The sequence below is a fragment of the Pseudomonas sp. IT-P253 genome, assembly GCF_949768125.1.
Lineage (GTDB): Bacteria > Pseudomonadota > Gammaproteobacteria > Pseudomonadales > Pseudomonadaceae > Aquipseudomonas.
Genome location: NZ_CATKPT010000004.1, coordinates 76,869 through 99,491 on the forward strand (window position 1 = coordinate 76,869; position 22,623 = coordinate 99,491).

The 22,623-nt window shown below is 59.7% G+C and carries 19 protein-coding genes and 1 pseudogene; 6 read left to right on the plus strand and 14 right to left on the minus strand.

Features of this window, described 5'->3' with window-relative positions; translation table 11 throughout:
* Nucleotides 1–108: 108 nt before the first annotated feature.
* The 3 genes from betA to betI form a co-directional block, all read right to left on the minus strand.
* Complete coding sequence (betA, locus tag ACM6IR_RS02345) at nucleotides 109–1,812, minus strand: choline dehydrogenase (protein WP_414906202.1); 1,704 nt, start codon at nucleotides 1,810–1,812, stop codon at nucleotides 109–111.
* A gap of 155 nt (nucleotides 1,813–1,967) precedes the next feature.
* Complete coding sequence (betB, locus tag ACM6IR_RS02350) at nucleotides 1,968–3,440, minus strand: betaine-aldehyde dehydrogenase (protein WP_414906203.1); 1,473 nt, start codon at nucleotides 3,438–3,440, stop codon at nucleotides 1,968–1,970.
* A gap of 108 nt (nucleotides 3,441–3,548) precedes the next feature.
* Complete coding sequence (betI, locus tag ACM6IR_RS02355) at nucleotides 3,549–4,142, minus strand: transcriptional regulator BetI (RefSeq protein WP_414906204.1); 594 nt, start codon at nucleotides 4,140–4,142, stop codon at nucleotides 3,549–3,551.
* Between the two features lie 379 nt (nucleotides 4,143–4,521).
* Between betI and ACM6IR_RS02360 the strand changes: the two genes are divergently transcribed.
* A complete protein-coding gene (locus ACM6IR_RS02360; protein WP_414906245.1) occupies nucleotides 4,522–6,471 on the plus strand; it encodes a BCCT family transporter in 1,950 nt (649 codons plus the stop codon).
* A 162-nt stretch (nucleotides 6,472–6,633) separates the two neighbouring features.
* On the opposite strand, the gene choV is transcribed toward ACM6IR_RS02360, so the two are convergent.
* The 3 genes from choV to ACM6IR_RS02375 all read right to left on the minus strand — a co-directional run bounded on the left by choV (nucleotide 6,634) and on the right by ACM6IR_RS02375 (nucleotide 9,678).
* Nucleotides 6,634–7,815 (minus strand): choline ABC transporter ATP-binding protein, encoded by a 1,182-nt coding sequence (gene choV / locus ACM6IR_RS02365; RefSeq protein WP_414906205.1) that lies wholly within the window; start codon nucleotides 7,813–7,815, stop codon nucleotides 6,634–6,636.
* A complete protein-coding gene (gene choW, locus ACM6IR_RS02370; protein WP_414906206.1) occupies nucleotides 7,812–8,657 on the minus strand; it encodes a choline ABC transporter permease subunit in 846 nt (281 codons plus the stop codon). The genes choV and choW overlap by 4 nt, the downstream gene beginning before the upstream one ends.
* Before the next feature lie 73 nt (nucleotides 8,658–8,730).
* The gene (locus ACM6IR_RS02375) at nucleotides 8,731–9,678 is read right to left on the minus strand and encodes a choline ABC transporter substrate-binding protein (RefSeq protein ID WP_414906207.1); all 948 of its coding nucleotides are present in this window, start codon (nucleotides 9,676–9,678) and stop codon (nucleotides 8,731–8,733) included.
* Nucleotides 9,679–10,113: 435 nt separating this feature from the next.
* On the opposite strand from ACM6IR_RS02375, the gene ACM6IR_RS02380 reads away from it, so the two are divergent.
* Nucleotides 10,114–11,490: an L-serine ammonia-lyase gene (locus ACM6IR_RS02380; RefSeq protein WP_414906208.1), complete on the plus strand. Its 1,377-nt coding sequence runs from the start codon at nucleotides 10,114–10,116 to the stop codon at nucleotides 11,488–11,490.
* Nucleotides 11,491–12,012: 522 nt separating this feature from the next.
* Nucleotides 12,013–13,116 carry a GlxA family transcriptional regulator gene (locus tag ACM6IR_RS02385; protein WP_201115933.1) on the plus strand — a complete coding sequence of 368 codons (1,104 nt, stop codon included), beginning with the start codon at nucleotides 12,013–12,015 and terminating at the stop codon, nucleotides 13,114–13,116.
* 97 nt (nucleotides 13,117–13,213) lie between these two features.
* On the opposite strand, the gene ACM6IR_RS02390 is transcribed toward ACM6IR_RS02385, so the two are convergent.
* The 6 genes from ACM6IR_RS02390 to choX form a co-directional block, all read right to left on the minus strand.
* Nucleotides 13,214–13,477 (minus strand): hypothetical protein, encoded by a 264-nt coding sequence (locus ACM6IR_RS02390; RefSeq protein ID WP_414906209.1) that lies wholly within the window; start codon nucleotides 13,475–13,477, stop codon nucleotides 13,214–13,216.
* A 368-nt stretch (nucleotides 13,478–13,845) separates the two neighbouring features.
* Nucleotides 13,846–15,009 carry a gamma-butyrobetaine dioxygenase gene (locus ACM6IR_RS02395; RefSeq protein WP_414906210.1) on the minus strand — a complete coding sequence of 388 codons (1,164 nt, stop codon included), beginning with the start codon at nucleotides 15,007–15,009 and terminating at the stop codon, nucleotides 13,846–13,848.
* Between the two features lie 13 nt (nucleotides 15,010–15,022).
* Entirely contained in the window at nucleotides 15,023–15,499 is a 477-nt protein-coding gene (locus ACM6IR_RS02400; protein WP_414906211.1) for a thioesterase family protein, read from the minus strand.
* A gap of 135 nt (nucleotides 15,500–15,634) precedes the next feature.
* Nucleotides 15,635–16,600 carry an L-carnitine dehydrogenase gene (locus ACM6IR_RS02405; RefSeq protein WP_201115937.1) on the minus strand — a complete coding sequence of 322 codons (966 nt, stop codon included), beginning with the start codon at nucleotides 16,598–16,600 and terminating at the stop codon, nucleotides 15,635–15,637.
* A gap of 141 nt (nucleotides 16,601–16,741) precedes the next feature.
* The gene (locus tag ACM6IR_RS02410; RefSeq protein WP_150711210.1) at nucleotides 16,742–17,629 is read right to left on the minus strand and encodes a 3-keto-5-aminohexanoate cleavage protein; all 888 of its coding nucleotides are present in this window, start codon (nucleotides 17,627–17,629) and stop codon (nucleotides 16,742–16,744) included.
* A gap of 76 nt (nucleotides 17,630–17,705) precedes the next feature.
* The gene (choX, locus tag ACM6IR_RS02415; protein ID WP_414906212.1) at nucleotides 17,706–18,650 is read right to left on the minus strand and encodes a choline ABC transporter substrate-binding protein; all 945 of its coding nucleotides are present in this window, start codon (nucleotides 18,648–18,650) and stop codon (nucleotides 17,706–17,708) included.
* 194 nt (nucleotides 18,651–18,844) lie between these two features.
* On the opposite strand from choX, the gene ACM6IR_RS02420 reads away from it, so the two are divergent.
* Entirely contained in the window at nucleotides 18,845–19,792 is a 948-nt protein-coding gene (locus ACM6IR_RS02420) for a GlxA family transcriptional regulator (protein ID WP_414906246.1), read from the plus strand.
* 158 nt (nucleotides 19,793–19,950) lie between these two features.
* Here ACM6IR_RS02420 and ACM6IR_RS02425 read toward each other — a convergent pair.
* Nucleotides 19,951–20,178: pseudogene (locus tag ACM6IR_RS02425) on the minus strand (DUF3010 family protein); the annotation flags it as partial.
* Nucleotides 20,179–20,296: 118 nt separating this feature from the next.
* Nucleotides 20,297–20,698 carry a lysozyme inhibitor LprI family protein gene (locus ACM6IR_RS02430; protein WP_414906213.1) on the minus strand — a complete coding sequence of 134 codons (402 nt, stop codon included), beginning with the start codon at nucleotides 20,696–20,698 and terminating at the stop codon, nucleotides 20,297–20,299.
* A 234-nt stretch (nucleotides 20,699–20,932) separates the two neighbouring features.
* Here ACM6IR_RS02430 and ACM6IR_RS02435 point away from each other — a divergent pair, with 234 nt between their 5' ends.
* Together ACM6IR_RS02435 and ACM6IR_RS02440 are read left to right on the plus strand one after the other, a co-directional pair.
* Nucleotides 20,933–21,910, plus strand: coding sequence for a dipeptidase (locus tag ACM6IR_RS02435; RefSeq protein ID WP_008033250.1), 978 nt, complete (start codon nucleotides 20,933–20,935; stop codon nucleotides 21,908–21,910).
* Nucleotides 21,911–22,078: 168 nt separating this feature from the next.
* Nucleotides 22,079–22,609: a DUF5943 domain-containing protein gene (locus ACM6IR_RS02440; RefSeq protein WP_201115942.1), complete on the plus strand. Its 531-nt coding sequence runs from the start codon at nucleotides 22,079–22,081 to the stop codon at nucleotides 22,607–22,609.
* The last annotated feature ends 14 nt before the right edge of the window (nucleotides 22,610–22,623 follow it).

A 22,623-nucleotide genomic window follows, 5' to 3' on the forward strand; every position in this document is an offset into this window, starting at 1 on the left:
GAGCAAGCTCGCTCCCACAGGGATCCGGGTTGATCACACATCTGCATTTCAACCCGAAACCTGTGGGAGCGAGCTTGCTCGCGATTGGCCGTGACGCGGTGTTACGGCTTACTGAGCAGTAGCGCTCACATCCCGCAACGGTTTGCCACGCACCGGTGCATCACCGGCCACGAAGTAGGCAGCCTTGCTGCGCGGCAATGGCTTACGACCACGGATTTTGTCGGCGATTTTTTCGGCGATCATGATCGTCGGCGCATTCAGGTTGCCGGTGGTGATGATCGGCATGATCGAAGCATCGACGACGCGCAGGGCTTGCAGGCCATGCACACGGCCTTCGGCATCGACCACGGCCATTTCGTCGGTGCCCATCTTGCAGGAGCAGGACGGGTGGAACGCGGTTTCGGCATGTTCGCGGATGAACTTGTCCAGCTGCTCATCGGTTTGCACGTCGATGCCAGGGCTGATTTCGCGGCCACGGAAAGCGTCCAATGCAGGCTGTTGCATGATTTCACGGGTCAGGCGAATGCCGTCACGGAATTCCTGCCAGTCCTGCTCGGTGGCCATGTAGTTGAACAGGATGCTCGGGTACTCCCGCGGGTCCTTCGACTTGGCCTGGATGCGACCGCGACTCGGCGAACGCATGGAACCCATGTGCGCCTGGAAGCCGTGTTCTTTCACACCATTGCTGCCGTTGTAATTAATGGCAACCGGCAAGAAGTGGTACTGAATGTTCGGCCATTCGAACTCCGGGCGGGTACGGATGAAGCCGCCGGCTTCGAACTGGTTGCTGGCGCCGATACCGGTGCCATTGAACAGCCACTCGGCACCGATGGCCGGCTGGTTGTGCCAGAGCAGCGACGGGTACAGCGAGACCGGTTGGGTGCAGGCGTATTGCAGGTACAACTCAAGGTGGTCCTGCAGGTTTTCACCGACGCCTGGCAGGTCGTGGACCACCGGGATGTCGAGCTTGTTCAGCAGTTCGGCAGGGCCGACACCGGAGCGTTGCAAAATCTGCGGCGAAGCGATGGCACCGGAGCACAGCAGCACTTCTTTGCGCGCACGGACTTCAACGCGCTCTTCAGCGGCGCCGATCAGGTAACGCACGCCGACCGCACGCTTGCCTTCGAAGAGGATCTTGTCGGTCAGGGCGTGGGTGACGATGGTCAGGGTCGAACGCTTCTTGGCGACGTCCAGGTAACCGCGAGCGGTGCTGGCACGACGGCCCTTCGGCGTCACGGTACGGTCCATCGGGCCGAAGCCTTCTTGTTGATAACCGTTGAGGTCGGAGGTAGCGGGGTAACCGGCCTGTACCCCGGCTTCAACCATGGCGTGGAACAGTGGGTTGTTGCCGGCTTTGGGCGTGGTCACGCTGACCGGACCGTCGCCACCGTGGTAGTCGTTCGGGCCGATGTCACGGGTTTCGGCTTTGCGGAAATATGGCAGGCAGTTCAGGTAGTCCCAGTCTTCAAGACCCGGCAGTTTGGCCCAGTTATCGTAGTCCATCGCGTTGCCACGGATGTAGCACATGCCGTTGATCAGCGAAGAGCCACCCAGGCCTTTGCCGCGACCGCATTCCATCCGGCGACCGTCCATGTGTGGCTCTGGATCGGTTTCGTATGCCCAGTTGTAGCGACGACCTTGCAGTGGGAACGCCAGGGCGGCCGGCATTTGTGTGCGGAAGTCGAAACGGTAGTCCGGGCCGCCGGCTTCGAGCAGCAGGACGGTGACGCCTTCGTCTTCAGTCAGACGGGTCGCCAGGGTGTTACCGGCCGAGCCGGCACCGATGATGATGTAATCGAATACTTGGGACATTGAATGCACCCTCTTTGAAGTTGGTCAGGTCACCCGTAGCAGCTGCCGAGGCACGAGGTTGCGTTGGGTCGCGCAGCGGCCCCCTGAGGGCGGTCCTGCGGACGCGCAACGCAGCCTCGTGCCTCGGCAGCTGCTACAGGTTGTGCGGGCGTGCCTTAGAAAACCGAGGCGTAATCGCCCAGTTCGACCTGTACCGATTTGATGCGTGTGAAGTTGTTCAGCGAGCTGATGCCGTTCTCACGACCCACGCCCGACTGCTTGTAGCCGCCGACCGGCATCTTGGCGTCGGACTCGCCCCAGGCATTGATCCAGCAGATACCGGCTTCCAGTTGATGAATCACGCGGTGAGCGCGGTTCAGGTCCTTGGTGACGACGCCTGCGGCCAGACCAAAGTCGGTGTCGTTGGCACGACGGATCACTTCGTCTTCGGTTTCGTAGGTCAGGATGCTCATTACCGGGCCGAAGATTTCTTCGCGAACGATGGTCATCTCGTCGGTGCAGTCGGTGAACACGGTCGGGGCCACGAACGCGCCTTTGGCGAATTCGCCTTCGGTCAGACGGTTGCCGCCGCACAGCACGCGAGCGCCTTCTTCCTTGCCTTTGGCGATGTAACCCAACACGCTTTCCATGTGGGCAAAGCTGACCAGCGGGCCGAAGTTGGTGTTTTCGTCTTCCGGGTTGCCGATGCGGATGCGCGCAACGCGCTCAACGATCTTGGCTTCGAACGCGGCTTTCAAGTGGCTCGGGACGAACACGCGAGTGCCGTTGGTGCAGACCTGGCCAGAGCTGTAGAAGTTGGCCATCATCGCCGTGTCGGCGGCGCGATCGAGATCGGCGTCGTCGAAAATGATCAGCGGGGATTTGCCGCCCAGTTCCATGGTCACGTCTTTCAGCGACGAGGCGGACGCGCTGGCCATGACCTTCTTGCCAGTATCGGTGCCGCCGGTAAACGAGACTTTCTCGATGCGTGGGTGCTCGGTCAGCCAGGTGCCGACTTCACGGCCACTGCCGGTCAGTACGTTGAACACGCCCGCCGGAACGCCAGCTTCGGTGTAGATCTCGGCCAGTTTCAGCGTGGTCAGGGACGTGACTTCGCTTGGCTTGAAGATCATTGCGTTACCAGCCGCCAGGGCCGGTGCGGATTTCCACAGGGCGATCTGGATCGGGTAGTTCCATGCGCCGATACCGGCCACGATGCCCAGCGGCTCGCGACGGGTGTAGACGAACGACGTGGTGCGCAGCGGGATCTGTTCACCTTCGATGGCGGGAATCAGGCCGGCGTAGTATTCCAGCACGTCAGCGCCGGTGACGATGTCGACGTAGCGTGTTTCGGAATACGCCTTGCCGGTGTCCAGGGTTTCCAGGGCGGCCAGTTCATCATTGCGCTCGCGCAGGATATCCACGGCACGACGCAGGATGCGCGAACGCTCCATGGCCGTCATTGCCGCCCAGATTTTCTGGCCCTTTTCGGCGCTGACCACTGCGCGCTCGACGTCTTCTTTGGACGCACGCTGTACTGTTGCGAGGACTTCACCGTTAGCCGGGTTGATGGCTTCGAAGGTGGCGTCGCTGCTGGCGTCACTGTAACCGCCATCGATGTAGAGTTTTTGCAGTTCGAAACGGGCCATATAGTCCTCGCAAGAGCATAAGTTGGTTGGCGGTAACCACTGGGCGTGCCGTGTCGCATGGGCGCGCTGGTCAGTGGCGGTTCAGGGGGTTGAGCGGTTATGTGTGCTCTAACTCACCTGCTTGGCCAATTGGAAATCCATGTATTCGTAAGCGATCTGGTGCGCTTGCTCGGTGTCGAAAGCATCTCCCGACAACGCGCCGCGCAACCACAAACCGTCGATGAGGGCTGCCAGGCCCCGGGCTGCACTGCGCGCTTGATTGAGCGGCAATACGCGGCGGAACTGGCAGCACAGGTTGGAATACAGACGGTGATCGTTGATCCGCTGCAACCTGTGCAAAGACGGGTGGTGCATGCTGGTGGCCCAGAAGGCCAGCCAGGTTTTCATTGCCGGGCCATTGACCTGGCTGGCGTCGAAGTTGCCTTCGATAATCACCTGGAGGTGGGCCCGTGGGCTGTTGTCCTCCAGCGCCTGTCGGCGTGCGGTGACGTTCTCGCTGAGGACACTCATCAGGTACTGCGCCGTAGCAGCGATCAGGCCGTTCTTGTCCTGAAAATAGTGACTGATGATGCCATTCGAGACACCGGCCAAACGGGCGATCAGCGCAATGCTGGCGTCCCCCATTCCTACCTGATCGACCGCCTGCAATGTGGCTTCGATCAACTGCTGGCGGCGGATGGGTTGCATACCGACCTTGGGCATCTTGCACATCTCCTTAGGCCTTCCGGCAGACGTCAAACGGCTACCGGTTTAAAGGCCAGTCTATTTTGTTTTGATTGAACGTTCAATCAACAAAGAATAAGATCTGCGACAAATCGTCGCTGTTTACAGAGTTTTCCTACGTGAAAATGACGATAAACCGACATCTGAAACGGCTCGAAGCCTATACGCGCTGGCGTCCCTGGGGTTCGGGCTTTTTTCGGCGTGTCTTTATATCACCCACCGGTCGGCTGCCCACTAACCGATTGGTCGGGTGACGCCTTGCCTTGTGTTCTTCTCCCGCACTGCCCGGAGCCTCTGTGCCATGAGTTCTGCCTCTCTTATAAAGACCCCACCCGAGAAGGTGACGGTCAACGGTTGGGTGTTCTACACCTCTACCGCGCTGATTCTGTTGCTGACCGCCATTCTGATCATCGCCCCGCAAGAGGCTGGCAGATTGCTCGGAATTGCCCAGGCCTGGTTGTCCCGCAGCTTCGGCTGGTACTACATGGTGGTGATCGCCGCTTATCTTGTCTTCGTGGTCGGCCTGGCGTTTTCGTCCTACGGCAAGCTCAAACTGGGCAGCAAGGACGACACCCCGGATTTCAGCTACGGCGCCTGGGCGGGGATGCTGTTTTCGTCGGGTATCGGCATCTCGTTGCTGTACTTCGGTGCTTCCGAGCCGCTGGACCATTACTTCAATCCGCCGGAAGGCGCCTCGGCCAGCAACATGGCCGCGCGTCAGGCGGTGCAGCTGACATTCCTGCACTGGGGCCTGCATGGCTGGGCGATTTACGCACTGGTCGGGCTGGCCGTTGCTTACTTTGCTTACCGCCACAACCAGCCGCTGGCGTTGCGTTCGGCGCTGTATCCGCTGGTGGGCGAGCGTTGGGTCAAAGGCGCGGCGGGTCACGCGGTGGACGGCTTCGGCATGTTCGTGACCCTGTTGGGCCTGGTGACGAACCTGGGGATCGGTTCGCTGCAAGTGTCTTCCGGGCTGGAAAACCTGTTCGGTATGCAACACAGCAACACCAACCTGCTGATCGTGATCATCGTGATGAGCACCGTGGCGACCATCGCTGCCGTGTCTGGCGTGGAAAACGGCATTCGTCGTCTGTCCAACCTGAACATCGTGTTGTTCAGCGGCCTGCTGATTTTCGTGCTGCTGTTCGGCCCTACGTTGCACCTGCTGAACGGCTTTGTGCAGAACGTCGGTGACTACCTCAACGGCGTGGTGCTGAAGACGTTCGATCTTTATGTGTACGAAGGCGACAGTGAGAAGTCCGATCGCTGGTTGGGCCTGTGGACTCTGTTCTACTGGGCCTGGTGGATTTCCTGGGCGCCATTCGTGGGCATGTTCATCGCGCGTATTTCCCGTGGTCGTACCGTGCGTGAACTGGTTGCCGGTGTGCTGCTGATTCCACTGGGCTTCACCCTGGCGTGGCTGTCGATCTTCGGTAACTCGGCACTGGACCTGGTGATGAACCATGGGGCGGTGGAGCTTGGGAAAACGGCACTCGAACAGCCGTCCATGGCGATCTACCAATTGCTTGAGCATTACCCGGCGTCGAAAGTGGTGATCGGCGTGTCGATCTTTGTCGGTTTCGTGCTGTTCCTGACCCCGGCGGACTCTGGCGCGGTGATGATGGCCAACCTTTCGTGCAAGGGCGGTAACGTCGACGAAGATGCCCCGCATTGGCTGCGGATCTTCTGGTCGGCGGTGATCACGCTGGTCACCATCGGCCTGCTGTTCGCCGGTAACTTCGAAGCCATGCAAACCATGGTGGTGCTGGCGGGCCTGCCATTCTCGGTGGTGCTGGTGTTCTTCATGTTCGGCTTGCACAAGGCCATGCGCCAGGACGTGCAGATCGAACAGGAGCAGGCGGAGTTGGCCGCGCGCGGTCGTCGTGGTTTCAGCGAGCGTTTGACTCAATTGGACCTGCAGCCGAATCAGTCGATTGTTCAGCGCTTTATGGACAAGCAAGTCAGCCCGGCGCTGGAAGATGCGGCGGCGCAATTGCGCGCGCAGGGTCTGGACGTGCAAACGTTGCTGGGTAAATCGAAGCGTTGCATGGGCGTGCGGATCGACAGGGAAGAGGGCAACCCCTTTGTCTACGAAGTGAGCCTGGATGGTTATCTGGCAGCGGCGAGCGAAACGGTGTCGGCTGAAAGTGTTGATGAACCCCGCGCACGCTACTACCGCGCCGAGGTGTACTTGCACAACGGCAGCCAGGACTACGACTTGATGGGCTTCACTCAGGACCAGATCACCCGAGATGTGCTCGATCAGTTTGAAAGCCATCGGCAGCTCCTTGGCCGTGTCTATAGCTGAGACATACCCCTGTGGGAGCGAGCTTGCTCGCGATGAGGGCATAACAGTCAGCATCAATGTTGACTGAACCACCGCTATCGCGAGCAAGCTCGCTCCCACATTAAGTTCTGCGCACTAACAAAAACGCCGCGATCCTTTCGCGGCGTTTTTGTGTCTGCTGTCTTAGCCCAGATTCTTGCCGAGCAGCGCGTGATAGAGCTCGCTGTCCCCGAGTATCCCGACCACTTTGTTGTTGTTGTCGTGGAGCACCAGTTTGTTGCCGGTGTGATAACGAATCTGCAGCGCATCGCGCATGCCGATGTTCGAGTCCACCAGCGTTGGCCGACGACCCAGACCTTCAACCGCTTGCCCTGGCACCCAGTTCTGCAGGTCCAGGCTCGCGCCGTTCTGGCGTGCGCCTTTGATGGTGTTGCCTTCGGCCAGGTCCAGCCACGAATCGCCACCCGGATCGAGGCACACCGAGCCGTTGATGCGTTTGCAGTTGTCCAGGGTGCGCATCAGGCTGCGACCGCACAGCACGTTCAGCGGATTGGTGTGGGCCACGAAGGTCCGAACGTAGTCGTCTGCCGGGTTCAGCACGATCTCTTCCGGCACGCTGTACTGAACGATGCGGCCGTCTTTCATGATGGCGATGCGGCTGCCGAGTTTCAGCGCCTCATCCAGGTCGTGACTAACGAAAACGATGGTCTTGTTGAGCTTGCTTTGCAGCTCCAGCAGTTCGTCTTGCAGGCCTTGGCGGATCAGCGGGTCGAGGGCCGAGAACGGTTCGTCCATCAGCAGGATGTCGGCGTCCATCGCCAGCGCACGGGCCAGGCCCACACGTTGCTGCATACCGCCGGAGAGCTCGTCGGGTTTCTTGTTGCGCCACTGGGCCAAGCCCACCAGCTCAAGCTTGTCGTCCACCAGTTTGCGTCGCTCTTTCTCGGGGCGACCCTGCATTTCCAGACCGAAACTGATGTTCTCGCGCACTGTCAGCCAAGGCATCAGGGCGAACTTCTGGAACACCATCGCGATGCGCTTGGTGCGCATCATTTTCAGTTCTGCCGGGGTGCAGGAAGCGATATCGATCTGCTTGCCTTCATGCTCGACGAACAACTTGCCACGGCTGACGGTGTTGAGGCCGTTGATGCAGCGCAGCAGGCTGGATTTGCCGGAGCCGGACAGGCCCATCAGCACGCAGATTTCGCCCTTTTCGATGTCCAGGCTGGCTTTTTCAACGCCGACGATCTGCCCGGTTTTTTTCAGGATCTGGTCGCGGGTCATGCCCTGATCGAGGAGCTTGAGCGCCTCGCGCGGGTCTTTCGAGAAAATTACGTCGACGTCTTCGAACCGAATAATGCTCATGCGTCACCCCCTACTTTGGCGTCGGGTTGTTTGCAGATACGGTCGAGCATGATCGCCAGCAGTACGATCGCCAGGCCGGCTTCGAAGCCCAGGGCGATATCAGCAGTGTTCAGTGCGTTGACCACGGGTTTGCCCAGGCCGTCGGCGCCCACCAGTGCCGCGATCACCACCATCGACAACGACAGCATGATGCACTGGGTAATACCGGCCGCGATGCTTGGCATGGCGTGGGGCAGTTCGATACGTGAGAGCAGTTGACGGCGCGAACAGCCAAAGGCTTTGCCGGCGTCCATCAATTCTGCGGGGACATCGCGGATACCCAGGTAGGTCAGGCGGATAGGCGCGGCAATCGCGAACACCACTGTCGAGATCAGACCTGGGACCACACCCAGCCCGAAGAGGGTCAGGGTAGGAATGAGGTACACGAAGGTCGGCACGGTCTGCATCAGATCGAGCACCGGACGCATCAGTGTGTAGAACATCGGTTTGTGCGCGGCGACGATGCCCAATGGCACGCCGATGATCACGCAGACAAAAGTAGCAAACAGTACTTGGGCGAGGGTTTCCATGGTTTCCTGCCAGTACCCCAGATTGAGGATCAGCAGGAAGGAGGCAATGACGAAAACGGTCAGGCCCCATTTGCGTTGGATGAAATGTGCCAGTAGCGCGATGAGGCCGATCAATGCCAGCGGGTTGAACCAGGTCAGCGCAAAAGTCACGCCGTGGATCATCGTTTCCAGTGTCACGGCGATCGTGTCGAAGGTGCTGGCGCCGTGTTGCGTCAACCATTCAACGAAGCCCGCGATGTACTGGCCTAAGGGTATTTTCTGATCAATCAGCATGGTAGTGAACGTCCGCATGCAAGGAAATTAACAGCCCGGGCGAGTGAGGAGCGAGCTCGCCCGGCGTAAGCGATTACTTCGCGAGCTTGGCTTTAACGGCCTCCAGGCCTGGTTTACCGTCAATGGTGGTCACGCCAGCGAGCCAGGTATCGAGCACCTGTGGATTCTTTTTGAGCCAGGCCTTGGCGGCCGCTTCAGGCTTCATCTTGTCGTCCAGGATGTTGCCCATCAGTGAGCTTTCCATGTCGACGGTGAATTCCAGGTTTTTCAGCAGTTGACCAACGTTGCTGCACTCTTTGGTATACCCCTTGCGAGTGTTGGTCGCAACGGTGGCGGCACCAAAGTCCGGACCGAAGAAATCGTCCCCCCCGGTCAGGTACTGGATTTTGAAACGCTTGTTCATCGGATGCGGTGCCCAGCCGAGGAAGACCACGGCGGTATCGCGTTTCTGAGCGCGGTCGACTTGCGACAGCATGCCCGCTTCGCTGGACTCAACGACTTTGAAGCCGGCGTCTTTGAGACCGAAGGCGTTCTTGTCAATCATGGTCTGGATCAGACGGTTACCGTCGTTACCCGGCTCGATGCCGTAGATCTTGCCGTCGAGCTCTTTCTTGAATTTGGCAATGTCGGCGAAGTCATGCAGCCCTTTGTCGTACAGCGCTTGCGGTACGGCGAGGGTGTATTTGGCGCCAGTGAGGTTGGTACGTACGACGTCCACGGTGCCGGCATCACGGTAAGCCTTGATGTCGTTTTCCATGGTCGGCATCCAGTTACCCAGGAAGACGTCCATGTTCTTGCCATCGGCCAGGGACTTGTAGGTCACCGGCACGGAAATCATCGTGGTTTTGGTCTTGTAGCCCAGGGCGTCGAGCACAACGCTGGTGGTAGCGGTTGTTGCAGTGATGTCGGTCCAGCCGACATCAGAAAAGTTTACGGTGCTGCACTGAGCGGGTTCTGCGGCTTGAGCCAGTAAAGGCAGACTCAGCATGGCGGCCAACAACAACGACGGGGAACCTTTCATGGATGGACTCCTTGGTGTTTTTTTTGGCAGTGTTCCGACTGGACCACCGCACTTATGAGTTGCGGTTGGATGGCGTTTTGGAGACGGCTTTACCATCGCGCCTTGCAATCGAGTCGATACGATCATGTACCAGTGAAAATCTGACGCCTACAGGGTGCGTCGTAACCAGTACAGGGATGGTCGCATCCAGTGTCGGTGACGTCGTATACAGATTTTTTCAGCCCCATTTCCCCCTCTGAACCGCAAAAAAACGGCGAAAACGCTGCGTGAAACGCCCGCGGCGTTTGTGGACAAGAGTGCGTCGGTGTGAGACGTCGAACGACACGGTAAAAGCCTGATGATGCAGCCATATCGGCGGATTGCAGCTTGAGCGTAGCAGCTCCGTCACTGGGCGCTTTTGCGTCTGGAGTTGGCACATCCAGGAGTTCGGCAGTAATGGCTATCAGCGTTTTCGACCTGTTCAAAATCGGCATCGGCCCTTCCAGTTCGCACACCGTAGGGCCCATGCGCGCCGCGGCGCTGTTCGTGCAGGGTTTGCGTGAGCGGGGGCTTTTGGAGCAAGTGCGGCGCATCGAAGTTCAGCTGTATGGTTCGCTGTCGGCCACCGGCATCGGTCACGGCAGCGACAACGCGGTGATCATGGGCCTGATGGGCGAGTGGCCGGACGCGATCGACCCGTCGCAAATCGGCCTGCGCATCGAAACCCTGCGTGAAACCCACATATTGTTGCTCGATGGTCGTTTGTCGGTCCCGTTCATCTGGGCTCGCGACATGCGCCTGATCGACGAAAACCTGCCGTTCCATCCCAATGCCATGACCCTGATTGTCGAAGGTGATCACGGCGAGTTGCATCGCGACACTTACTACTCCATCGGCGGTGGTTTTGTCGTCGATGAAGCGCAAGCGTCCAGCGGCGTGGTCGATCTGGATCGCACCGAGTTGCCTTACGACTTCTCCAGTGCGGCCGAACTGCTCAGCCTCTGCAAGCAGCACAACCTGCGTGTGTCTGAATTGATGATGGCCAACGAGCGGGTCTGGCGCAGCGAGGAGGAGATTCGCAGCGGCCTGATGAAACTCTGGCGCGCCATGCAGGATTGCGTTGACCAGGGCCTGAAACATGAAGGCATCCTGCCCGGCGGCCTGAATGTGCGCCGTCGTGCGGCCAAGTTGCACCGCAGCCTGCAGGAGCTTGGCAAGCCTAATGTGATTGGCTCGACGCTGAGCGCCATGGAATGGGTCAACCTGTTCGCCTTGGCGGTCAACGAGGAAAACGCCGCCGGCGGGCGCATGGTGACGGCGCCGACCAACGGCGCGGCCGGGATCATTCCGGCGGTGTTGCACTACTTTATGAAGTTCAGCGAAGCAGTCACCGACGCTAATGTCGTCGACTATTTCCTCAGTGCGGCGGCGGTCGGGATCCTGTGCAAGAAAAACGCCTCGATCTCCGGTGCCGAAGTCGGTTGCCAGGGCGAAGTCGGTTCGGCCTGCGCCATGGCGGCGGCCGGGCTGGCGGAGATTCTCGGCGCCACACCGGAGCAATTGTGCAACGCGGCGGAGATCGGCCTGGAACACAACCTCGGTCTGACCTGCGACCCGGTAGGCGGGCTGGTGCAAGTGCCGTGCATTGAGCGCAATGCGATTGCGGCAGTGAAAGCGATCAATGCGGCGCAGATGGCGCTGCGGGGTGATGGTCAGCACTTTATCTCGCTGGATCGGGTGATCCGTACCATGCGCGATACCGGTGCCGACATGCATGACAAATATAAAGAGACATCGCGAGGTGGGTTGGCGGTGAGTGCGGTGGAGTGTTGAGTCTGTAGGACCGTGTTGTCTGCTTCGCGGGCAAGCCTCGCTCCTACGTTGGAACGCATTTCCCTGTAGGAGCGAGGCTTGCCCGCGAAGGCGTCAGGCCAGTCAAAACTGCGCGCTAAATGAACACCCGATTCAAAACACGCCACGTTTTGGCGCGTCGCTCACAGGTAAGCGACTAACCCGCGGTCAGGGATCCAATTTAGCCCTGACCGTCCGTCATCCGTGCTTGCGGTGACACTCTTTCAAGGGCATCGCAGCCCTGTTCCCACAAGTGCTACCGATTTGCTCACACGCAACGGGCCAGAGCGCTTGCTGCCCTTCCTGCTACCGATAATCCTCACTCTCGACGCGGCTTATATAGACACGCCGCGACGTCGTTTTCAGGAGTTATTGAACGCGCATTCAATTTTAGGCATGGCAATTGCTCTGTCATAACAAAGCCCGTCTCCCACGCGAGAACGATGGCAATAACAAGAGCCTCTGCCTGAGGCCATCACCCGCTTTGTGTGAGGAGATACCGCGATGACGTCGTTCAACTCCGGGGCCCAACCCCAGAACCGTGCGCCTCAATCCATCGGCTTTTTGCTGCTGGACAATTTCACGCTGATTTCTCTGGCCTCCGCAGTCGAACCCCTGCGTATGGCCAACCAATTGTCCGGCCGCGAGCTATATCGCTGGAGCACCCTCACCGTCGATGGCGGTCAGGTCTGGGCCAGTGACGGTTTGCAAATCACTCCCGACTGCTCCATGCACAAAGCCCCGCCCCTGGACACCGTTATTGTCTGTGGCGGTATCGGTATCCAGCGCACTGTTACTCGCGAACACGTTTCATGGCTGCAAAGCCAGGCCCGTCAGTCCCGCCGTCTCGGCGCGGTCTGCACCGGCAGCTGGGCCCTGGCCTGTGCCGGCCTGCTGGACGGTTTCGATTGCAGCGTGCACTGGGAATGCCTGGCCTCGATGCAGGAAGCGTTCCCGCGTGTGGCGATGAGCACCCGGCTGTTCACCCTCGACCGAAACCGTTTCACCAGCTCCGGTGGCACCGCGCCGCTGGACATGATGCTGCACTTGATCAGCCGCGATCACGGCCGTGAACTGTCAGCCGCGATTTCGGAAATGTTCGTCTACGAGCGCATCCGCAACGAGCAGGATCACCAGCGTGTGCCGCTCAAGCACATGCTTGGCACCAACCAGCCGAAGTTGCAGGAAATCGTGGCGCTGATGGAAGCCAACCTCGAAGAGCCGATCGACCTCGACGAACTGGCGGTGTATGTCGCCGTGTCCCGTCGTCAGCTGGAGCGGCTGTTCCAGAAATACCTGCATTGCTCGCCGTCCCGTTACTACCTGAAACTGCGCTTGATCCGCGCCCGGCAACTGCTCAAGCAAACGCCGATGTCGATCATCGAAGTGGCGTCGGTATGTGGCTTTGTATCTACGCCGCACTTCTCCAAGTGCTACCGCGAATACTTCGGCATTCCGCCGCGTGACGAGCGCGTAGGTTCCAACACCACTCAGCAAGTGGCGATGATGCCACTGCCTCAAGCACTGGTGCTGTCGCCGTTGTCCGGGCCGCTGTCGGCGCTGAGTCAGGCGCGTAACGAGTCGACATTCGCTAGCGTAAGGCTTTAAACCGAGGGACCTCATTCGCGAGCAGGCTCGCTCCCACATTGGATCTGTAAACACCGCAGATCCATGTGGGAGCGAGCCTGCTCGCGAAGGCGATTTATCAGGCGCTACGGCTTTGTTGATACGCCGCCAATGCCGGCAGCAATTGCTTGTCGATGGCTTGGCGCACGGCCGGCAAAATGGTCGCGCTGCTGGTGTACATCTGCTTGACCATGACCCGCAGCGTCATCGCCCGTTCATCGTTCAAGCCTCGCACCGCGCACTCACAAGCCTGCTCGGCTGTGGAGCCACTCGGTACTTGAAACCCCAACGACTTTAGTTGGCCCAGCAGGTCTTCCTGGTCTATCAAATCGGCGTGCATCATGACGCAATCCTTCTTCAGGGAACGGTGTCGTGGCTCGATTCTGGTAGGGGCGCGAGGTGGCGGCAAGGGCGATTTGTCGCAATGGCCGCTATACCTATGAACAGGTCGTTTTCGACTAACTTGTGGGAGGAGAGAGTGGGCACACTGGTTTCAGCTGGCTTCACGAAGGTTTGGTCACCCTCGCGCATCGGCTCCTCAACAGTACCTTCTGCCCCGATCCTGTCACGGCTTGATCGGGGTTTTTTTTGCCTGTGAATCAGGAGTGATGGGGGTGTCCGGGCTGACGCCATCGCGAGCAAGCTCGCTCCCACATTGGATCGCGTAAACCCTGTGGGAGCGAGCTTGCTCGCGATGAACGATGACGCGGTCTAGCGTTGTAAGACAAGGATCCGCGACAGCAACTCATCACGGTCGACGTAGCAGCCCTGGAAATGCCGGGCGCCGCTGGTGGGATCAAAGGCATTGCGGGCGTGGAGGGTGCGGCGGTTGTCGAAGCACCACAATTCGCCGGGGTTGAGGCGGGTCATTACCCGGAATCGCGCCTCGCGGGTCATGGCAATAAAGCGGCGATAAGCGCGATACAGCCTGGGCATCTGTTCCACCGAGGCATCGAACGGGCCGCGCAAGAAGTTCGCCATGCGGATTTCCGAGACCTGCCCCACAGCATCCAGCGCGATGATCGGTGCCAGGCAACGGTAGTCGCTGTGGCGGTCCTTGTTGCGGAACTCCACGGGGATTTCACACAAGGCTTGAAACGCCTCGGGGTCTTCCCGGCGCAAGGCCTCGGCGATAGCAAAACCGTCGACGAAAATACTCTCGCCACCGTCGGCGTCATTGACCAGGCAATGCAAAAATTGCAGCCCCGGTTGCAACTCCCTGGTCGGCAGGTCGCTGTGCAATGGCAGGTTGAACGCGGTGTAGGCATTGCTGTCGGCGTCGGCTTTGGATTGCACATTGAACAGCACGCCGAAATTGCTCTCGCGGATGAAGGAAATGCGCTGGGCGATCAACTTCAGCGAGCCGGGCTCGGTGGGCACGCCACGGACTTGGGTCAAGCCGATATCGCGCACGGCCAGCAGCCATTGCAACAAGGCCTCGGCATCGTTCATCAGTGCCTGGTACTCGAACACTGGCAGCGTTAAATCGCTGTTCCAGAGACTGGCTTTTGGTTTGCCCGCGCGACGTTCAGCGCGGGACTCGTCGTCATAGGCGTGGGCGCGCAGCCAGCCCGGGTCGAAGCGACTGAGGTGACCGTCCTGCCACTGAACGCACAGGCAACCTTCAGTATCGACTCTGGTCTCTGTCGTCGTCAGATTTTCCGGGACGTCGACAATTTCCAGTACCTGTTCGCGGGTCACGGTGTAGACGCACGACGGGCACGGGCAGTTGTCCCGCAACCATTGATGATGAAAGGGGCTGATGCGATGGTCGGCCCACGTCACCAGTAAGCGATCCGCCAGCGCCTGCACGCCTGTCAGTGCGCTGATCAACGGATAAGTACGAAAGTCGGCGAAAGCGGCTGCGGTGTTCATGACGATCTCCTTTTTATTTTTTTGAGGGTAACGCAATCACTCGGCCAATGTAGTCGGGGAGGGGCAGGTCGGCTTGCTCGGCAACGATGGCCTGGAGCTTGCTCAAGGTGTCTTCGCTGAACGGCGCGGATCGCGGGCCGGCGAGGTCGACGTGCAACAGCATTTGCTCATTGCCCGCCAGTTCCTTGTCGTCGCCCGGCAAGTGCAGGCTGTGATAGAGGTGCAGGCGTTTGCTGTCGTGAGCGATGATTTGGGTGTGTACTTCTACATCCGCGTCGAGTTTCACTTCGTGGAGATAGTTGAGGTGCAGTTCAAGGGTGAACAGCGAGTTGCCACTGGCTTCGCGGTTGTTGCTGTCCATGCCCAGCCGGTCCATCAACGCGTCGGTAGCGTAGCTGAAAATCAGCAGATAAAAGGCATCGCGCAAGTGGCCGTTGTAATCGACCCAGTCGGGGATGATTTTGGTTTGGTAGGTGGTGAGGATGGGCATTATGTGAGATCCAAAAGGTGTGGTGTCTGGACCGGCCCCATCGCGAGCAAGCTCGCTCCCACATTGGTTCTGTGAACGACGCAGATCAAATGTGGGAGCGAGCTTGCTCGCGATGGGGCCAGACCTGTTGACTCATTACTCGCTGAAGGCCATCCCATGCTTCTCTTTGGTGGTCTTCACCGCCTCCAGCACCGCCAGCAGGCAATCATCACGATAGCGCTCCAGCGCTGAAATGCTGTGTTTGCCCAGCTGATCGCTGGTGCCGTCCACCACATCATCAATCAATTTGTCGGTCAGCTCCGGCGCTGGCAGATACGTCCATGGCAGTTGCAGCGCCGGGCCAAACTGCGCCATGAAGTGACGCATACCCGCATCGCCACCCGCCAGGGTGTAGGTCAAGAACGTGCCCATGAACGACCAGCGCAGGCCCGCGCCAAAACGAATCGCGTCGTCGATTTCACCGGTCGTCGCCACACCGTCGTTGACCAGGTGCAGCGCCTCACGCCACAGCGCTTCGAGCAAGCGGTCGGCGATAAAGCCCGGCACTTCTTTGCGCACATGCAGCGGGCGCATGCCCAGGGATTCGTAAACTTTAATCGCCGCTTGAATGGCTTCCGGAGCAGTGTTTTTGCCACCCACCACTTCCACCAAAGGCAGCAGATAAACCGGGTTGAACGGGTGCCCGACCACGCAGCGTTCCGGGTGCGTCGAACTCTCGTAAAACTCACTCGGCAACAGCCCCGAAGTGCTGGAACCGATGAGTGCATCAGGCTTGGCTGCCGCGCTGATTTTGCTGTGCAGCTCAAGTTTCAGATCGAGGCGTTCCGGAGCGCTTTCCTGAATGAAGTCGGCATCGCGAACGCATTCTTCAATCGTCGCGACAAAGCGCAGCCGATCCTGCGAAGCGCCAGGCGCCAGTCCTTGTTTTTCCAGCGCGCCCCAGGCATTGGCGACGCGTTTACGCAGCGCGGCTTCGGCGCCTGGCGCGGGGTCCCAGGCCACGACATCGAGGCCGTGGGCGAGGGCGCGGGATACCCAGCCGCTGCCGATGACACCGCTGCCCAGGGCTGCGAAGGTTTTGATTTCGGTGATGAAAGTCATGGCGACGTCCTAAAAGAATTCGGTGATTCCTTGTAGGAGCGAAGCTTGCTCGCGAAGGCGGCGTTTCAGCCGCAGACTAAGTGGCGGATGTACCGGCCTCTTCGCGGGCAAGCCTCGCTCCTACAGGTTTTATGTGTGGATTCAGCCGCGCTTGGTCAGGCCCATTTTTGCCCGGCCTTCAGCCGGTGTCAGGACGCGGGCGCCGAGACGGCTGAGGATTTCCGAGGCGCGTTCCACCAGTTGGCCATTGGTCGCCAGTACGCCTTTGTCCAGCCAGATGTTGTCTTCCAGGCCAACCCGCACGTTGCCGCCCAGCAGCACCGCTTGCGCCGCCATCGGCATCTGCATGCGACCGATGCCGAAGCCGGCCCACACTGCGTTGGCGGGCAGGTTGTCGACCATGGCTTTCATGGTGGTGGTATCGGCCGGCGCGCCCCACGGGATGCCCAGGCAGAGCTGGAACAGCGGGTCATCGAGCAGGCCTTCCTTGATCATCTGTTTGGCGAACCACAGGTGACCGGTGTCGAAAATCTCCAGCTCGGCCTTCACGCCCAGCTCTTGAATGCGTTTGGCGCCAGCGCGCAGCTGAGCCGGGGTGGAGACGTAAATGGTGTCGCCATCGCCAAAGTTCAGGGTGCCGCAATCGAGGGTGCAGATTTCCGGCAGCAACTCTTCGACGTGGGCCAGGCGGGTCAACGGACCGACCAGGTCGGTGTTCGGGCCGAACTCCATCGGGTTCTCGCCCGCGCCGATCTCCAGGTCGCCACCCATGCCGGCGGTGAGGTTGACGATGATGTCGACGTCCGCCTCGCGGATGCGTTCCATCACTTCGCGGTACAGCGCCACATCGCGGCTGAACTTGCCGGTTTCGGGGTTACGTACGTGGCAGTGGACCACGGTGGCGCCAGCCTTGGCGGCTTCCACGGCGGCAGCGGCGATTTGTTTCGGGGTGACCGGCACGTGTGGGCTCTTGGCGGTCGTGTCGCCAGCACCGGTGAGTGCGCAGGTGATGATGACGTCGTGGTTCATGAGGCGGTTCCTTGCAGGCGTGATGAGTCTGTTCGCAGCCCGTTACGGGCTGCGAATCGGTCATTGAGTTGGGGGTTTATTTACTGGTCAGTTTCAGATTGTCAGCAGCCGGTTTGCCATCGAAGGTGGTCACGCCTTCGAGCCAGCGTTGCTTGTCTTGCGGATGATCCTTGAGCCATTGCTTGGCCGACTCGATAGCGTCCTTGTGATCCAGCAGTGGCTGCATCATCCGGCTCTCGTCTTCGGCGGTGTAGGTCAGGTTGCTCAGCAACCGGCCAATGTTCGGGCATTGCTGCGCGTAGTTCGGCGATGTGACGGTCCAGACCGTGGCCATGCCTTCGTTCGGGCCGAGGGCGTCGTCGCTGCCGGTGAGGTACGTCATCTTCACGTTGACGTTCATCGGGTGCGGCGCCCAGCCGAAGAACACCACCGCTTCGTTGCGTCGAACGGCACGATCCACCGCCGACAGCATGCCGGCCTCGCTGGACTCGACCAACTGGAACTTGCCGAGGCCAAACTGGTTCTTGGCGATCATTGCCTTGATCTGGGTGTTGGCGCCCGAGCCTGGCTCAATGCCATAGATCTTGCCGCCCAGCTCTTTTTCGAACTTGGCGATGTCGGCGAAGGTTTTCAGGCCTTTGTCGGCGAGGTAAGTCGGTACGGCGAGGGTGGCGCGGGCGTCTTTGAGACTGGGCGCCTGAAGCACTTTGACCTGGTTGCCAGCGACGAATGGCGTGATGGTCTGAGTCATCAGTGGGTTCCAGTAGCCCAGGAACAGGTCCAGGCGCTGGTCGCGGATCCCGGCGAAAATGATTTGCTGGGACGCGCTGGTTTGTTTGGTGTTGTAGCCGAGGCCATCGAGCAGGACCTGGGTCATGGCGCTGGTGGCGATTACGTCAGTCCAATTGACTACGCCCATGCGCACGTTCTGGCAGGACGCGGGTTCGGCCGCCATGACACTGGCGCTCAGGAAAGCGGTACCGCTGAGTGCAAGAACACAGCTGCTGATCAGTCGTTTCATGTCGGGGTTCCTCGGCAGACGTTATTGTGGGTTCCGGCATCTTTGTGCGCCGGTGATGCCAAGTTACGCAGCATAGCCCCCGTAAAAACGCACTGCGGCGACCAGCTCTTGCACTGCAGCGACCTGCCCCCTTGAATGCAATCGACAACTGGCGTATCAACGTCCACACGCTACCCGTCAACCGAGTGCGCTCCATGTCCCAGGATTTCTACTTCATGTTGATGCCGGGTTTCTCGGCCATCGGTTTCATTTCGGCCATCGAGCCGCTACGGGTCGCCAATCGCTTTCGCGGCGAACTGTATCGTTGGCATGTGCTGAGCGCCGATGGCGGGGCGGTGCTGGCCAGCAACGGCATGTCGGTCAACGCCGACGCGGCGCTCGAACCGCTGAAGAAAGGCGCAACCTTATTGGTCGTCGCCGGGTTCGAACCGCTGAAATTCGCCACCCCGGCGCTGGAACACTGGCTGCGCCGGCTGGACAACGAAGGCGTGACCCTCGGCGCCATCGACACGGGCAGCTTCATCCTCGCTGAATCCGGCCTGCTCGACGGCCATCGCCTGACTCTGCACTGGGAAGCCATCGACGCCTTCAAGGAGTCCTACCCTCAGCTCAGCGTCACCCAGGAGCTGTTCGAGATCGACCGCCGCCGCATCACCTCTGCCGGCGGCACCGCCTCCATCGACCTGATGCTCGACCTCATCGCCCAGGCCCACGGGCCGGAACTGGCGATCCAGGTCAGCGAACAGTTCGTACTCGGCCGCATCCGCCCACGCAAAGACCACCAGCGCATGGAAGTCGCCACGCGTTATGGCATCAACAACAAGAAGCTGGTGCAGGTGATTGGTGAAATGGAGCAGCACAGCGAACCGCCGCTGAGCACACTGCAATTGGCAGAATCGATCAAAGTGACACGGCGCCAGCTTGAGCGTTTGTTTCGCCTGCATTTGAACGACACCCCGAGCAACTTCTACCTGCGCTTGCGACTGGAGAAGGCGCGGCAGCTGCTGCGACAGACAGACATGAGTGTGCTGGAAGTGAGTATTGCCTGCGGGTTTGAATCACCGTCGTATTTCACCCGCAGTTACCGGGCGAAGTTTGAGCGGTGCCCGCGAGAGGACCGGCGGCAAAGCCAGAAGGCCTGATTCTCTGGCAAACCCTCCCTTGTAGGAGCGAGCGGTGCGACGATTCGACTTGCCCGCGAAGGGGCCGGTACATTCGAAATCAATGACGTCTGACACGCCGTCTTCGCGGGCAAGCCTCGCTCCTACAGGTTGCAGTGCGTTATTTTTTCATCAGGGCCGAATTCGCCTTTCTTGCTGCGCTTCTTGATCGCAATCCGGTCGATGGAATTCTCACGCACAAACGACGCCACCTGAGCAGCGAAGACTTTGACGTTCGCCGCCTCGTCGTCATCGTCCAGGGCAATTTTCTTGGTGGCCAAGGCGACGTGGCTCAGGGCCTGACCGTCGAGAGAGGCCACGGCGATGATCGCTTCGCTGCCTTTGATTTCGATGCCGCAGATGTTCATTGGAATTCCTTAACAGACGGATGGCGCACAGCTTACAACTCAAGCTGTTCGGCGTTGATGCCAAATGCGGCGGCGATTTTCTCGCGGGCGGCCTTGCGGTGGTTGGCCAGATTGAGGATCACTCCTGCAAAATCGACTCCAAAAACTCCGACCGCTCATCGCTCATTCTTGCCACGCAATCATTCTGCGCAATGGTGAACGCCTTGCTGCCACTGGTAGCCGGAAACGCTTCAACCGCGCAATCGGCATCCCGTGTCTTCAACCATTGCTGCTGAGCAACCTTCAGCTTGGCGGTGATGTCGGCCAGTTGGGCCGGGTTCTTGCCATAGGCCGTTTGCACGCGCTCGGTCAGGCCCTGGTAGTTGTCTTTCAGGAGCTGTTCGGCGGTGGTTTTACTGAAAACCGAGCATTCCAGGGTCTGGACGTCGTTTTCGACTTTGTCGCAGGGGTTGTCGTCGGAACCTTCAGCCGCGTGTGCGCCGGTCGCTATCAGTGCCAAAGCCAGGAAGATCGTTCTCATTGCGCCGCAGCCCCTTTTTCAGTGCTTATTCAGTAATGCGGCGAATTCTGGCCCATGCGACGGCCCTTGAACAGGAGGGCGATCACGCGCATCGACGACCCTTTGTCGCGGATTGACGCTTTCGGCAAACCCTCTGTCGTTTTTGCACCCGGCTGCCCCGTCCCTCAGGCATATGCTGGCCCCAAAGCGCCGACACACGATTCGGCGCATGAATCGCTAATAGGGGACTGCCTGATGAGCCCAGCCGAATTGCACGCCGACAGCATCGTTATCGACGGGCTGATTATTGCCAAGTGGAACCGTGAGCTGTTTGAAGACATGCGCAAGGGCGGTCTGACCGCAGCCAACTGCACCGTGTCGGTGTGGGAGGGCTTCCAGGCCACCGTCAACAACATCGCCGCCAGCCAGAAGCTGATCCGCGAGAACAGCGACCTGGTGATTCCGGTGCGCACCACCGCCGATATCCGCAAGGCCAAGGAGCAGGGCAAGACCGGCATCCTCTTCGGTTTCCAGAATGCTCACGCCTTTGAAGACCAGATCGGCTATGTCGAAGTCTTCAAGCAGTTGGGCGTCGGTATCGTGCAGATGTGCTACAACACCCAGAATCTGGTGGGCACCGGCTGCTACGAACGCGATGGCGGCCTGTCGGGCTTCGGTCGTGAGATCGTCGCCGAGATGAACCGTGTCGGCGTCATGTGCGACCTGTCCCACGTCGGCTCGAAAACGTCGGAAGAAGTCATCCTCGAATCCAAGAAGCCGGTCTGCTACTCCCATTGCCTGCCGTCGGGTCTGAAAATTCACCCGCGCAACAAATCCGATGAAGAGCTGAAGTTCATTGCCGATCACGGCGGTTTCGTCGGTGTGACCATGTTTGCGCCGTTCCTGGCCAAGGGCATCGATTCGACCATCGACGATTACGCCGAAGCCATCGAATACACCATGAACATCGTTGGCGAAGACGCCATCGGCATCGGTACCGACTTCACCCAGGGTCATGGCCAGGACTTCTTCGAATACCTGACCCACGACAAGGGCTACGCCCGCCGTCTGACCAGCTTCGGCAAGATCATCAACCCGCTGGGCATCCGCACCGTCGGCGAGTTCCCGAACCTGACCGAGACGCTGCTCAAGCGTGGCCATTCCGAGCGCGTGGTCCGCAAGATCATGGGCGAGAACTGGGTCAACGTCCTCAAGGACGTCTGGGGCGAATAACGCCACTTTTTAAACAACGATCCTGGTAGCAGCTGCCGAGGCACGAGGCTGCGTTGCGGTCCGCAGGACCGCCCTCGGGGGCCGCTTCGCAGCCCGACGCAGCCTCGTGCCTCGGCAGCTGCTACGGCTAGTTATCGCCTCAACACATTGAATTCTGGAGCTTTACCCATGGCTAAAATCGCCCCGCAATTGCCAATCGAAGTCGACAGCGAAACCGGTGTCTGGACCTCCGACGCCCTGCCGATGCTGTACGTGCCACGTCATTTCTTCGTCAACAACCACATGGGCATCGAGGAAGTGCTGGGCGCTGACGCCTACGCTGAAATCCTCTACAAGGCCGGCTACAAGTCCGCCTGGCACTGGTGTGAAAAAGAAGCTGAATGCCACGGCCTGGAAGGCGTCGCGGTGTTCGAACACTACATGAAGCGTCTGTCGCAACGCGGCTGGGGCCTGTTCAAGATCCAGGACATCGACCTCGACAAAGGCACCGCCAGCGTCAAGCTCGAACACTCGGCGTTCGTCTACGTCTACGGCAAGGTCGGGCGCAAGGTCGACTACATGTTCACGGGCTGGTTCGCCGGAGCCATGGACCAGATTCTGCATGCCCGCGGCAGCAAGATTCGCACCGTTGCCGAACAAGTCTACGGTGGCTCCGAAGAAGGCCACGATGACGGTTTGTTCACCGTCAAGCCGTTGTAAGTCGAGGAACCCGC

What these genes read in the sequence shown, in the direction of transcription:
- betA (WP_414906202.1), bottom strand. Translation starts at nt 1,812, where the DNA reads ATGTCCCAAGTATTCGATTACATCATCATCGGTGCCGGCTCGGCCGGT.
- betB (WP_414906203.1), bottom strand. Translation starts at nt 3,440, where the DNA reads ATGGCCCGTTTCGAACTGCAAAAACTCTACATCGATGGCGGTTACAGT.
- betI (WP_414906204.1), bottom strand. Translation starts at nt 4,142, where the DNA reads ATGCCCAAGGTCGGTATGCAACCCATCCGCCGCCAGCAGTTGATCGAA.
- choV (WP_414906205.1), bottom strand. Translation starts at nt 7,815, where the DNA reads ATGAGCATTATTCGGTTCGAAGACGTCGACGTAATTTTCTCGAAAGAC.
- choW (WP_414906206.1), bottom strand. Translation starts at nt 8,657, where the DNA reads ATGCTGATTGATCAGAAAATACCCTTAGGCCAGTACATCGCGGGCTTC.
- ACM6IR_RS02375 (WP_414906207.1), bottom strand. Translation starts at nt 9,678, where the DNA reads ATGAAAGGTTCCCCGTCGTTGTTGTTGGCCGCCATGCTGAGTCTGCCT.
- ACM6IR_RS02380 (WP_414906208.1), top strand. Translation starts at nt 10,114, where the DNA reads ATGGCTATCAGCGTTTTCGACCTGTTCAAAATCGGCATCGGCCCTTCC.
- ACM6IR_RS02385 (WP_201115933.1), top strand. Translation starts at nt 12,013, where the DNA reads ATGACGTCGTTCAACTCCGGGGCCCAACCCCAGAACCGTGCGCCTCAA.
- ACM6IR_RS02390 (WP_414906209.1), bottom strand. Translation starts at nt 13,477, where the DNA reads ATGATGCACGCCGATTTGATAGACCAGGAAGACCTGCTGGGCCAACTA.
- ACM6IR_RS02395 (WP_414906210.1), bottom strand. Translation starts at nt 15,009, where the DNA reads ATGAACACCGCAGCCGCTTTCGCCGACTTTCGTACTTATCCGTTGATC.
- ACM6IR_RS02400 (WP_414906211.1), bottom strand. Translation starts at nt 15,499, where the DNA reads ATGCCCATCCTCACCACCTACCAAACCAAAATCATCCCCGACTGGGTC.
- ACM6IR_RS02405 (WP_201115937.1), bottom strand. Translation starts at nt 16,600, where the DNA reads ATGACTTTCATCACCGAAATCAAAACCTTCGCAGCCCTGGGCAGCGGT.
- ACM6IR_RS02410 (WP_150711210.1), bottom strand. Translation starts at nt 17,629, where the DNA reads ATGAACCACGACGTCATCATCACCTGCGCACTCACCGGTGCTGGCGAC.
- choX (WP_414906212.1), bottom strand. Translation starts at nt 18,650, where the DNA reads ATGAAACGACTGATCAGCAGCTGTGTTCTTGCACTCAGCGGTACCGCT.
- ACM6IR_RS02420 (WP_414906246.1), top strand. Translation starts at nt 18,845, where the DNA reads ATGTCCCAGGATTTCTACTTCATGTTGATGCCGGGTTTCTCGGCCATC.
- ACM6IR_RS02430 (WP_414906213.1), bottom strand. Translation starts at nt 20,698, where the DNA reads ATGAGAACGATCTTCCTGGCTTTGGCACTGATAGCGACCGGCGCACAC.
- ACM6IR_RS02435 (WP_008033250.1), top strand. Translation starts at nt 20,933, where the DNA reads ATGAGCCCAGCCGAATTGCACGCCGACAGCATCGTTATCGACGGGCTG.
- ACM6IR_RS02440 (WP_201115942.1), top strand. Translation starts at nt 22,079, where the DNA reads ATGGCTAAAATCGCCCCGCAATTGCCAATCGAAGTCGACAGCGAAACC.